The sequence below is a fragment of the Carnobacterium jeotgali MS3 genome (genome assembly GCF_000745125.1).
Taxonomy (GTDB): domain Bacteria; phylum Bacillota; class Bacilli; order Lactobacillales; family Carnobacteriaceae; genus Carnobacterium_B; species Carnobacterium_B jeotgali.
Genome location: NZ_JQNF01000008.1, coordinates 1 through 12,148, shown reverse-complemented (window position 1 = coordinate 12,148; position 12,148 = coordinate 1). Strand labels below are relative to the sequence as shown.

Sequence of the window (12,148 nt, the reverse complement as noted above, 5' to 3'; positions counted from 1 at the left end):
ATTATCTATCTTATCTTATGAAACGAAAAGAACGCAATGGTTTACATGGTAGCAACCAATGGTTGCTACCATGTAAACCATTGCGTTATAGTCATACTTCCTTACTTTCATTATGATAGATATAAGTAATAAGCAAGGAGGAATAACATTGTTATTGGGAAAAAAACTAAAAAGTAGTAGAGTTAAAAAAAAATATTCACAAAATGATGTAGCAGAACAGTTACATATTTCAAGGCAATCTATTTCCAAATGGGAAAATGACATCAGCTATCCTGAATTAGATAACCTGGTTAAATTAAGTACCTATTATCAAGTTTCAATTGACCATTTATTAAAAGAGAAGCCCTAAAAAAATAGATCTAATTCGATTGAAAAAAAATTAATTATTCATTAAGAGGTAGCTATAATAACTGAATTTATTTATACTTAAAAGAGAAAATTAACCAGAAGGAATGATTATTATGATAGGAACACTTGGAGATTCTCAGGCTAATTATAAAGCGATTATTCAGTCAGAAAAATTAAGTAATTGTAGAAAGAACGACTTACTTAGAAATGTTCTAACGGACATTGAGATTGTTTTTTTTGGAACACATGATAAGGAACAAGATCTCATCCAACAACAAGAAGAAGCTAAACAGCTTTATAATGACATTAGTATGAATTTTCTTGCTTGTTAAGATTAAAAAAAGTCGACAGTGAACCTAATCTGTCGGCTTTTTCTAGTTTAAAAGTACTAAAAACCTAGTCTGAAATTCAATAACGTCTCGCTGATTTCATCTTCATTGATTCCAATATAGCGCTTGGTAATTTTCTCGCTGCTATGACCGAATATTTCCATCAGTGTAGCTACGTCTTTGGTTTTCTTGTAATAGTGGTAACCAAACGTCTTACGTAGCGTGTGCGTCCCAATATCGTCTCTTCCTAACAGCTTAGCGACCTTTTGAAACATCTGATAGACCGTATTCACTTCCACATGGCCACCTTTGGTGCTCGGAAACAAATAATCCTCTGGTGCTAAGTCTTTCGTGTATTCTAAAATCAAGTCCTGCAGACTACTCAAATACAAAATACGCGTTTTCCCTGTTTTTTTCTCTACAATACGAGGGTTTTTGGAAGAAATCAGGTCTTGTTTCTTCAATTTTACAATATCCGACATGCGTAAACCGCTATTAATCCCGATCAAAAACAGAAAAACATCCCGATCCGCGTTTTTATTTCTTCTCAAACAGAATAAAAAGTCGTTTATTTCTTGTTGCGTTCTTAATGGTTGGACGTTGTAACTCATTTAAAAGCCCTCTCCTCTCACAAAAGTGATACATGATTTTGTTTAGTATACCATATAATCGTGTGTTGAAGGACGAACTAAAAAAAGAACCCTATTGGAATAGGATTCCGGATACACGATTTTATCCAATTTCATGTATTTAATATTTATAAAAAGCATTAGATAACTTAAAGGAACGATTGGCTATATAATTTAATTGATCTTTCCATATTGACTAAACAAAATAAGGTCACTATAACTACTGTGACCTTATAAATTAATTTAATTAGGAATAATTGAATTTATCTATTTTTGTACACTGTTAATATCCATATCTAATATTGGATATGGAAGTCAATTCTTTTAGTTTTTTAGATTGATAGTCTGATAGAGTAACTCCATCATTTCTGATTGCTTTAGAAATATCTAAGTTCATACGACTTAAAATCATAGGAATAGAAGCGCCCTTTTGTTCTAATTCTTCAAAATAATTCTCTAATACATTTTGTAGCGACTCGTTTTCTAAGTTTGTTTTTAAATCATCTAATAGATCAGTAATAATATTTGCTGCTTGTTTTGCTCGTTCATTTCCTCCGGAATACCATTTTGTTTTGCCCATAAAATATCGCTCCTTAATTATAGTCACACGTGAGTTTAGTTGCTATTGTACTTTCTTTATAGTCTATTGAAGTTAAACTATTTTTGCTAATATAGCGCAATTGTCGACACCTTAAATGGTAAGCATACTCTATTATAGTTCTGTATTAATTGTCCCTTCAATAAACTTATTTATTGATAATAAACAATTTAGAACTACTCTTTTTTTTAGTCTAGCTATTTATACATAACTTAAGTAGATTAAAAGTCATCTAATGACTCGTCAAAATGACTATTTTCAGTCAGATTATTATAAAATGCTGCATATGTACAATATACATATGGTTTTAACCATAGAAATCCGATTCCTAGAGATAGAATGCTTAAAATGCCCCAGCCAATAAAGCTTAACTGTAATACAAAGTATTCCCACTTATGGCCATCCATCATTTTTCTACTTTCTGTTATGCAATCGAGAGCAGATACTTTTCCATTTTCAGTTAGTATTTTTTGATCTTTATAAATGAAATAGGCTTGAGAATAAGATATTGTTTTTATAATTCCTGGTACGATAAAAAGAAATGCCCATAATAAGGTAAAAAATCCGGTGAAAATATAAATTAAAAACGTACCTAAAAAGTATTTTTTAGTGAATATTTGAAAAGCTTGTTTAACTGGTTCAATACGCATAGTTGGGTTTCTTAACCAATCTAAAAAAGTATATGAAATACCAACAGCAATAAACGTAGATAAGGCTCCAAAGATGGTAGACCAAAAGTCTTCAGTATATGATGACTCATACCTGTTAATATTAGTCCCTATATCAGAAAATAAACCGATTATTTGCTGAATAAAGGAATAGGATAATAAAGTAATCGCTACCCCTATTATTGTTAAAATTATTGGTATAGCACTTAATAAAATGGCTTCTTTCCATCTGCCACGTAATACCTCTTTCACCTCCGCTTTTAATTCTTTTCGACTCTTATATCTTTCCAAAAAACCATTCCTCTCGCTACTTGTTTTTACCTATCTGTTTAGATTGAAATAATAGTAGGTATAAAATATTATTTCGAAGAAAATAAGTTATCTATTATGTGTACCATTCAAGAATAACCTTTCTAACCCCCTTCTAATCGACACCTTATTATCTACCAAATAGTCCTAATTTAATAGAACTTATTGGTTTCCATAGTAGCAACCAGTGGTTGCTACTGCTATTTTAGTTATTATTTCTTTCTATAAGAAAAATAATGATTGTAAAAAAGTAACCCTGTATTAACAAGGTTCTAGATACATATTTCTATGTAAAATAATGTATTTTAGACCATAAGTACACAGGATACTTGTGTACTTATGGTCTATATTTATCAATACAAATTTTTATCTAATTTCATATATTAATTATTGCTGTACAGAAGATTGTAGCGGTTCTGTTAAAAATTCTTGTGATTCTTCGACATAAATACGGTGCCAAACCATAAAAGTTAAAGCTGTCCATATTTTACGCGAATAATCTATCTTACCTATGCGATGATTAATTAAGAGGTCTTCAATATAACCTTTATTTAATAAATGCTCTGTTTGAGATTCCCGTATAATCGTCAATGCCCAATCATACATTTCATCTTTTAACCAATGACGGATTGGAACTGGAAAACCTAATTTTTTACGGTAAATAACATTTTCTGGAACAATGCCTTCTACGGCTTTTCTTAAAATATATTTAGTCGTTCCATGAGCTAGCCTTAAATGTGCTGGTATTTCTTTAGCAATATTAAATACTTCTTTATCTAAAAATGGTGTTCTCAACTCTAAAGAATGAGCCATTGTAGTTCTATCTGCATTTAAAAGTAGATCTCCATTTAGCCAAGTATTAATATCAATTAATTGCATGCGATCCACTGGATTACGCCCTACTGTTTGCTGATAAAATGAATCAGTCACATTTTTGAACGGGTAGTTAGCATTATAATTGGTTAACAATTTTTTCTTTTCAAGCTCTTCAAAAATCTTTGCATTTCCAACGTACCGATGTTCTAAAGGAACGGTTCCTCTAAGAAGAAAACTCTTCCCTTTTACTCCATCAGGCATCAGCTGAGCTAACTGATGGATAGCTTGGTTGGTATACTTACCAGTAAGATTAAACATTCTCAACGCATGTGGTTCATTATAAATACCATACCCTCCAAATAATTCATCAGCTCCTTCACCAGATAACGCAACTTTTACATGCTTTCGAGCTAATGCTGACAAAAAGAATTGCGGCATTGCTGCAGGGTCAGCTAAAGGATCGTCCATATGCCAAACAAAACGTGGAAATTCAGCCATGAATTCTTCTACAGTAATCGTATGACTAAAGTTTTCTACTTTTAACTCTTCTGCCGTCTCTTCAGCTAAATTAATTTCATTGTATCCGTCTCTTTCAAATCCAACGGATAATGTCTTAAGCTTAGGATTAAACTCGCGTGCCATTGCTACAATGATTGACGAATCAATTCCTCCTGATAAGAAGGAACCAACTGTAACGTCTGACCTCATATGTTTTTCAACGGAATCCCATAAGCTTGTTCGAATTTCTTTTGTAAAAAAATCTTCTGATTTGTTAATGGGTGAAAAATCAGCCTGCCAATATCTCGTAATTTTTACTGTCTCATTTAATTTCTTTGTCATAAAATGACCAGGAAGTAGTTCCTTAATTGATTGGTGCATCGTTTCTGATCCTGGAACATATTGAAAAGTTAAATAATTTTGTAAAGCAATTTGATCTAATTGTCGGTCTTGAACCACTTTTAGAATAGCTTTCTTTTCAGAAGCCACATATAGGCCTTGTTCTTCTACTGCATAATAAAAAGGTTTAATCCCAAAATGATCACGAGCTCCAAAGAATGTTTTTTCTACTTTGTCCCAAATCACAAATGCAAACATTCCTCTTAATTTATCCACTACTTCTTCTTTATAGGCTGAATAAGCTGCAATGATAACTTCGGTATCACTATCCGTTTTAAATAAATACCCTTGACCACTTAGTTTTTTTCTTAACTCTATATAATTATAAATTTCCCCATTAAAAATAATCCAATACCGTTCATTTTCATAAGATAATGGTTGGTGCCCTTTTTCAATATCGATAATACTTAATCTTCTAAAACCTAAAGCAATCGTATTATCTTTATAATACCCCTCTTCATCTGGTCCTCTATGTACAATCATTTTATTCATCTCATTAATATTGTTCTCTATTGTTTTTTGTATTGCATTTTCCACATTGGAAATATACCCAACAAATCCGCACATATCAATTCTCCTCTTTTTGGGTTCCTTTTTATTGATTAGTTCTTCTAGTTAAAATTTTTTAAAGACTTTTAAACTAGCGACATTTTCGAATTTATGTATTTTTATTTTGATTAGTGAAAAATAGATTTTAATTAAGCACTATTAAAAGTCTAGTATTTTTAAATTCCACAATTGAGAGTACAGCTATTATCTTCGAATAGCAATCACTTTAAGCGATTGCAGATTGATATTTTAAGTCCTAATTTTTTGTTAAAGAACCAAAAATTAGGCATTTGTCTCATCTTTAAACCACCAACAGATAATCAGATAGAAATTATTGAGATTGTTACCATTGGTAAAAGAGAAGAAAAAAAGTATTTTTAACCGCTAAAAAAAGTATCTCTGAAATTGAAATAAAAAATCTTTTACAGATCTAATTTTAAGAGAGTCGCTCGCTTGTTTTTAGCAGCTACCTATTTTCTTCAATATATTATTTTATAGAATCTCATGTATTCATAACATGAAATTGGATGTCTAACTCTTAAACACAAGTTTAAATCATTACTATCCTCCTTAACTTAATAACTATATTCTCTCAATTTCCGCTTAAAAAGTAACGCACCTATTCGTTTACAATTAGCAACTATTGGTTTACATACACTAAAAATCAAATAAAAAAGTACTTCAGTTATAAATTTTTAAATGAAACTGTAGTTTTATCAATCCTGAATAATTCATACTTTTAATTAAAACCATGTGAAACTGCCTCACGGCAGCTTACAATTACTTTTTCATCTTCACCCGTTAAGTGATGAAAAAAGAACCCCTTTCTGCTATGGTTAAAGTGACTAAACCAACCAAAAGAAAGGAGTTCTTCTAATGACTAGCTTACACAAAAACCAAGTAAAATTCAATTCAAATATCACTATTTCTCATACAGGTGGTCAATTATCGAGTGATTCGGGTCTCGTCCTAGTGAAAGAGCTGATGAACACCTTCGGTTTTTCTGAACTGGCTAAGCAACACATTCACATTGAAGACGAACGAGCATATTTTACTCATGACAACTTATCCATACTTGAGCAGTTCATTATGCAATTAATTGCTGGTTACTCAGCTGATTCTGCAGCTAATCTCCTGAGACAAGATCCTGTGTTTAAAGCTGTTTTAGATAGGAAAGAACTCGCTTCTCAATCTTCACTTTCTCGATTTTTAGATCGACTATCTGAGGAGAATATCCATGAACTTCAAGCTTTGAACCAAGAACTTATTGATAAAGCACGCCTCATCCGTAATGATACGGAATTAATCATTGATTTAGATTCGACCCATTCAGATACATTTGGTCACCAAGAACAAACGGATTATAATACCCACTACCAAACCTATGGTTATCATCCATTGGTAGCTTTTGACGGATTGACTGGTGACTTCTTAAAAGCTGAACTACGTTCAGGAAATCAATATACATCAAAAGGCGTAAAGGAGTTTCTCACACCTTTATTAGAGCACTATAATCACTCTCTACCAAACACTGACATCTTGGTTCGTGGAGACAGCGGGTTCGCTACACCTGGTGTGTATGATTCGTGTGAATCAAAAAAGAGTCATTATGTTATTCGACTGAAGAATAATCGTAGACTAGGTCAAATAGCTGAGAAATCAGTACTTTATGGCGATAATCAAAAGTGGGAAGAACGAGAAGTTCAGTACTTCTCCACCACTTATCAAGCACAAACCTGGTCACAAAGTCGTCGCGTGTGTATACGCTCAACACGTGAAGCGGGCGAACTACTCTTTCGACATGAGTTTATCGTGACGAATCTATCAGAAAATGTTTCTCCTGATACCATCTTTTCTCTCTATGCCAAACGTGGCACAATGGAGAACTTCATTAAAGAAGCGAAAGCTGGCTTTTACTTTGACAAGACAGACAGTCCTCGCTTTTTGGAGAATCATGTCCGAATGATGCTCAGCTTGATAGCTTACAACTTAGTCAACTTCTTAAGAACGATTGGCTTTGAAGAAGTCCAAAAGGGAATGACCATTCATTCTATTCGATTGAAGTTTCTGAAAGTTGCTGGGAAATTAGTCCAAACGGGTAGACGAGTCTATCTCAAATTATCTAGTTATCATGTGTATCAGAATGAATTCTACAGGGTCTTTGCTCGCCTGAGGCGAGCCAGTCAATGGATCTAATCCAACAATCTAACGATTTTTTTACTGGGAAGTTATCCAGGGAGAAGTATGCTCAAAATGCCTTACACCCAAAATTTATTCCTCAATATTTTTGAACAGTGAATGTTTGAAGTAACTTTTTAGTCAAAATCAGTTGATAGGGATATTAGTGATACATATTTCAATAAAATGTACCAAAGAATTAAAGCTATGAATTATTCAGGTCAATACACGTTTTTAAACAATTTTATGTATTCTCATAAAATCAATAGTACCTAGTATTCGATTTCCTAAATAAGATTGTTTACACATTATCACTTATAAGTTATAATAAAAGTATGAAAAAATATAATTTCGATGTCTATGAAAAAGAAAACGGTGAAGCTCCCTTTTTGGAGTATTTAGATAGTTTAGATGTAAAATCTAGAGCTAAAGTATTAAGAGCAATAACTATTGTGGAAGATTTTGGAGTCCATTCTCCACCAGGATATATCGATCACTTAGATGATGGCATTTACGAACTTCGAGTAAAATTCTCAAGCAACATTTTTAGGTGTTTATATTTTCATTTTAGTCATAATAAATATATTATCACACATGGTTTCACGAAAAAAACACAAAAAACTCCTTCAAGAGAAATTACTAAATCCAAAGAGTATCGTAAAGACTATCTAGAAAGAAAGGGTGAAAATGATGGAAAATAAACTAAAAAGTTACTTCGACACCCAAATGGAAACACCAGAGTTTGCTGAAGCGTGGAAAGAAACTGAAGCTAGCTATCAAGCTGCAAACATTCTTTTAAGAATTAGAGAAGAAAAACATCTAACTCAATCTGAATTAGCTACTCTAACTGGAAAAAAACAATCTTATATTTCTCGAGTAGAAAAAGGGTCACAAAACATTAGTGTACAAACATTAAGTGACATCGTGGAATCTGTAGGCGGAAAACTAAAAATGGAAGTAGTCGTTTAACTTTGTCACGATTCCTAAAATAACACCTACAAAAAGTTTAATCTGATATGTAATTAAATAAGACTAGTAGTAGATAAACACAATAAAAAGGGTCATAAAACTCACATATGTTTTATGTGAGTTTTGTGACCCTTTCCTTTTCGATACACGATTATATGTAAAATAGTGTATCCTGAAATGAAGGTGAGTTTGTCACAATAAGAATTGAGTAAAACTCAAATAAAGGAGTAAAAAATGATAAATAAAGATCGTTTATTTTCTGTAGTTTTACTGAAAGAGTCTACTCTCCTTGAACAAAAAAATATGGATAATACAAAAATATTTGAGGAAAGTATAATATTACTCGAAACAGAAGAAGAATTTTTTGAAAATAATTCTCAAGAATATTTAATTAAATACTTTAATGAAAAAATACCACCACTAGAATATGATAATAGTTATGGAGAAACAATTCGAAGTAGTATTGTTTTGACCGTAGATTATTTTGAAATTATAGACTCAATTGGAGCAAATGACTTTACAGAAGTTTTTAGTAGAACATTTATCGAAAAAATCGGGACAACTGTAGAAAATATTATAGATAAATATTATGATGGTTTTGTATTTAAAAAATAATTTAATTTTTAAACTATTGATTTAATAAGACTCTAGATACATTAATTTATCCAATTTCATGTATTGATTTTTAAATTAACTAAAATGGTTTATATGTCTCAAATTAATAATCATAATCAAAGTTTATAATGGAAAAATATACTCTTTTTACAAAACAGATCATTTGTTTTATGCTTAGAAAAGTAGTACTAAAATAATTAAATTGGAGGTCATTAAGTGAAAAACACCCTATCTTTTGGGCTATCTACACTATTAAGCATAAGTTATTTGATTTTCTATAAATCATTAACTCCATTACTAGATTTAATTCTATTTATTTTTATAGTGATTTTCATAGTTTTTTCTTATAGCCAAGCTGTTGATACTAATAACCATTACATAAAACTAGGTCTATTAATATTAATTGTAGGTATTATTTTAATACCTAAGCTATTTCTTTCTTTTGAAACAAATATATTCTCTCAAATTGTGTGGACAGCTATTATTTTCATATTGTTCAAAAAAGAAATAACAAAAGAAATTAAAGGGATAAATAAAAACTAGTTTGAAAAGGCTATAGATACATGATTCTATCTAATCTCATGTATTATTTTCTTTATTTATTAATTTATTTGTAATAGTTGAGCGATTATATCTGAACTACCTGGCAATAACATAATTAACGAAATGACAACAAATAAAACTCCGATAATAAGCAAACAAAAAAAGGACTAGAAATCAGTCCTTTTTCATTTATTATTTAATTTTTAGGCATTTTATTATCATCGAAGTAACTATAAAACTGAGATTTATCACCGTAGTTAGCTTTATATAAACCATTCAAACCAGCTCTTTGACCAATAACCCCAAGATCAGCAATTAAATTATTTTCATCCTTAGGAAAATAAAGTTTCCCTTTAAGACCAGTGCTATATATATAATTAACCAAACGTTGAACAAGCGCTTCTGGGTTACTTACAGTATCGATTTTTAGATACACTTGGTATAAAACGTCAATGATATCTAGTAATTCAGGACTGGAATTAGTGCGTTTTGATAGTTTATTATATAAATCATGAATAAGCTCTTTACTTTTTTCTGAATCACTCATATTTAACCACTCACACTTCCAAAAAGATTATCTCCCCAACGTTTAGTTCCTTCAGTCAAAGCCTGCCCCCAATTGACAGAACATTTTGTTTTAGTACATGAAACACCATTCCCATTCATAAAAATAACCTCCTTAACAAATTTAAAACAATTATATGTTATCAAATATTATACCATTTCTCTTTATATTCTATATCAATATAATTTACATAAAATAAAAACACAAAAGCCCATTTTTTAAAGGTTCTGTATACACTATTATAAGCAATTTCATGTGTTGTAAATGGTGTTTTTTTTTAAATATTCTAATTTTCCGCATTAGTTTAAATAATAGCAACCAATGGTTGCTGCTATGTAAACTAATCCGTTCTTTTCTAATATGTCAATTCAGTAAATAATTAGAAATACCCATTAGAGGACGGCTTGATTAAAGAGATACGTGTCCGAATATCAGTGGGATAATATATTTTAATTTAAATTACAGATAGGAGACAAACTGATTATGGATAAAAAAACAGACAAACTTTTAAGAATATGTGTGTTAACTATAATGGGTTAACATTAATAGTGTCTAGATAAAGAAAAGAGGCGGTATCATTGTTTTTATATCAACCATTTTACGCGGTTTTATTAGGGATTTTTTATGTTGGAAGTATTTATTTATTAGTTAGAAAAGAAAAAAAGTATATTAATTATAGTCTTACTATATTGGCATGTATTCTTCAGTTATCATTTTTGTTTATCTGGTTCAGAGAATCTATCTTTTTAATGACTACCCAAAATGTAGGATTTCAAACATATGAACATTTTTCCAGATTTGTGACTACTTCCTATTTTGTATTGTTTATACCTCAGTTAGTTGTTTTTGCATGGTATGGAATAAAAAAAATAGGCGCTCAAGATCAATTCCTCTTATTGAAAAGAATATTCCAATTTTTTTATGTAGGTGCATTAGTTGGAATTTTAATATTGGGACAACTTGTTTTTGAAATTTTATATTATGGATTTGCTCCTTAAGGCATACTACTATCAAAAAAACTTAGTAATACAGGTTCTAAATACATTCATTCAAGCAAATTTATGCATGTATTAAAATTATTGATAATAGAATTAAGATTTTATCATTCTAATAAATACTTTTTTTATTGTTATAGCCTTATTTATGGGAGGTTTTTAAATGAAAAATAGAAGGAATTTAATTATTTTTTTCCTAGGATTTGTAATAGGAGGGATTATTTATATACTAGTATCATTATTACCTGTTTTAAATTGAAAAGGAGGGTTTATTTTGATAAATTACATAGTTTATCTTCTTGTTATACTAATGATAAGTTGGGATTTAGCTAGTATTTTCAAAGTTTTGTCAGGAAAATACACTTCTGTTTTTGTGCGTTATTTCACTGTGGCTTCTGCCTTTCAAGATCAACTCAAAAAATTATCTGAAAATAAAGAAAAAGAGAAAAATTTAAATCATTAGTCATTTCAAACGAAATTTTACATATTTTAATTATTTTAATTTTGCTAGGTGGCTCTTTATCAAATCGTATTCCCAACATAGTATGGATTTGTCTTTTCTCTTATCATGCTATCTCCATGGTCATTCGTTACATTACCCGAAAGTTGTTGGAAAGTGATTCTTAAATAAATAGAAAAGTTCCTACAATCAGACTAAAGAGACAGATTGTGAGGAACTTTTTCTATTAACTATACAAATTTAACTTCAATAACTTTATCAAATGCTTTCGCGATATCATTCATCGTCTTAAACGTCACATTCATATTTCCGTTTTCAATACGTGCAATCGTAGATTGCGGCTTTTCAACTTTTTCGGCCAATTGTCTTTGGGTCAATCCTTCGGTTTCTCTCAACGTTCTTAAAGCAACAGCGACTTCTAAGCGTTCACTTTCACCCACAAAGGCTTCGTCAAAACTTTTATCTTTTGCACGTCGACGAGAAATGTAGCTACTTACTGTACTTGTCTCCATTCGTTATTCCTCCATAAATTTTTTTCGGATCTCACGCGCCCGTTTTTTCTCATTTTCGGTGTTTTATCAGTTTTATTCGTAAAACCATGCGTAATAACATACCGGTTATCAACCACATGAAAATAAAATACCCGTTGGATATTTGAACTTACTTTTGAGCGAAGCTCA

The 12,148-nt window shown here is 30.8% G+C and carries 16 protein-coding genes and 1 pseudogene; 9 read left to right on the top strand and 8 right to left on the bottom strand.

What is annotated here, in order from left to right; genetic code table 11:
• Positions 1-148 precede the first annotated feature (148 nt).
• Positions 149-349 (top strand): helix-turn-helix domain-containing protein, encoded by a 201-nt coding sequence (locus BP18_RS07505; protein WP_007725638.1) that lies wholly within the window; start codon positions 149-151, stop codon positions 347-349.
• Positions 350-461: 112 nt separating this feature from the next.
• Positions 462-680, top strand: coding sequence for a hypothetical protein (locus tag BP18_RS07500; RefSeq protein ID WP_007725640.1), 219 nt, complete (start codon positions 462-464; stop codon positions 678-680).
• Between the two features lie 56 nt (positions 681-736).
• Here the strand turns inward: BP18_RS07500 and BP18_RS07495 are convergent, their stop codons facing one another.
• From BP18_RS07495 to asnB, 4 genes are all read right to left on the bottom strand, one after another.
• On the bottom strand, positions 737-1,288 hold the full coding sequence (locus BP18_RS07495) for a tyrosine-type recombinase/integrase (RefSeq protein WP_007725642.1): 552 nt from the start codon (positions 1,286-1,288) through the stop codon (positions 737-739).
• A gap of 301 nt (positions 1,289-1,589) precedes the next feature.
• Positions 1,590-1,886: a bacteriocin immunity protein gene (locus BP18_RS07490; RefSeq protein ID WP_029278285.1), complete on the bottom strand. Its 297-nt coding sequence runs from the start codon at positions 1,884-1,886 to the stop codon at positions 1,590-1,592.
• A 239-nt stretch (positions 1,887-2,125) separates the two neighbouring features.
• Positions 2,126-2,863 (bottom strand): DUF975 family protein, encoded by a 738-nt coding sequence (locus tag BP18_RS07485; RefSeq protein WP_029278286.1) that lies wholly within the window; start codon positions 2,861-2,863, stop codon positions 2,126-2,128.
• 405 nt (positions 2,864-3,268) lie between these two features.
• The gene (gene asnB, locus BP18_RS07480) at positions 3,269-5,161 is read right to left on the bottom strand and encodes an asparagine synthase (glutamine-hydrolyzing) (protein WP_035050558.1); all 1,893 of its coding nucleotides are present in this window, start codon (positions 5,159-5,161) and stop codon (positions 3,269-3,271) included.
• A gap of 858 nt (positions 5,162-6,019) precedes the next feature.
• Between asnB and BP18_RS07475 the strand changes: the two genes are divergently transcribed.
• From BP18_RS07475 to BP18_RS07455, 5 genes are all read left to right on the top strand, one after another.
• Positions 6,020-7,339 carry an IS1380-like element IS1678 family transposase gene (locus tag BP18_RS07475; protein WP_029277017.1) on the top strand — a complete coding sequence of 440 codons (1,320 nt, stop codon included), beginning with the start codon at positions 6,020-6,022 and terminating at the stop codon, positions 7,337-7,339.
• Positions 7,340-7,656: 317 nt separating this feature from the next.
• A complete protein-coding gene (locus BP18_RS07470) occupies positions 7,657-8,022 on the top strand; it encodes a type II toxin-antitoxin system RelE/ParE family toxin (protein ID WP_029277014.1) in 366 nt (121 codons plus the stop codon).
• Positions 8,009-8,290 carry a helix-turn-helix domain-containing protein gene (locus BP18_RS07465; protein WP_231549406.1) on the top strand — a complete coding sequence of 94 codons (282 nt, stop codon included), beginning with the start codon at positions 8,009-8,011 and terminating at the stop codon, positions 8,288-8,290. Before BP18_RS07470 ends, BP18_RS07465 begins: the two co-directional genes overlap by 14 nt.
• A 234-nt stretch (positions 8,291-8,524) precedes the next feature.
• Positions 8,525-8,905 (top strand): hypothetical protein, encoded by a 381-nt coding sequence (locus BP18_RS07460; protein ID WP_029277010.1) that lies wholly within the window; start codon positions 8,525-8,527, stop codon positions 8,903-8,905.
• 216 nt (positions 8,906-9,121) lie between these two features.
• Entirely contained in the window at positions 9,122-9,448 is a 327-nt protein-coding gene (locus BP18_RS07455) for a hypothetical protein (RefSeq protein WP_029277008.1), read from the top strand.
• A gap of 196 nt (positions 9,449-9,644) precedes the next feature.
• On the opposite strand, the gene BP18_RS07450 is transcribed toward BP18_RS07455, so the two are convergent.
• Both BP18_RS07450 and BP18_RS12595 read right to left on the bottom strand, forming a co-directional pair.
• Positions 9,645-9,995: a bacteriocin immunity protein gene (locus BP18_RS07450; protein ID WP_029277006.1), complete on the bottom strand. Its 351-nt coding sequence runs from the start codon at positions 9,993-9,995 to the stop codon at positions 9,645-9,647.
• A 2-nt stretch (positions 9,996-9,997) separates the two neighbouring features.
• A complete protein-coding gene (locus BP18_RS12595) occupies positions 9,998-10,114 on the bottom strand; it encodes a leucocin A/sakacin P family class II bacteriocin (RefSeq protein ID WP_143019123.1) in 117 nt (38 codons plus the stop codon).
• Positions 10,115-10,591: 477 nt separating this feature from the next.
• Between BP18_RS12595 and BP18_RS07440 the strand changes: the two genes are divergently transcribed.
• Together BP18_RS07440 and BP18_RS07435 are read left to right on the top strand one after the other, a co-directional pair.
• Positions 10,592-11,011: a hypothetical protein gene (locus tag BP18_RS07440; RefSeq protein ID WP_029277002.1), complete on the top strand. Its 420-nt coding sequence runs from the start codon at positions 10,592-10,594 to the stop codon at positions 11,009-11,011.
• Between the two features lie 271 nt (positions 11,012-11,282).
• The gene (locus BP18_RS07435; RefSeq protein ID WP_035050556.1) at positions 11,283-11,471 is read left to right on the top strand and encodes a hypothetical protein; all 189 of its coding nucleotides are present in this window, start codon (positions 11,283-11,285) and stop codon (positions 11,469-11,471) included.
• Between the two features lie 227 nt (positions 11,472-11,698).
• Here BP18_RS07435 and BP18_RS07430 read toward each other — a convergent pair whose 3' ends face one another.
• On the bottom strand, positions 11,699-11,980 hold the full coding sequence (locus BP18_RS07430; RefSeq protein WP_029276999.1) for a helix-turn-helix transcriptional regulator: 282 nt from the start codon (positions 11,978-11,980) through the stop codon (positions 11,699-11,701).
• Between the two features lie 3 nt (positions 11,981-11,983).
• Positions 11,984-12,148, bottom strand: a pseudogene (locus BP18_RS07425) (type II toxin-antitoxin system RelE/ParE family toxin); the annotation flags it as partial.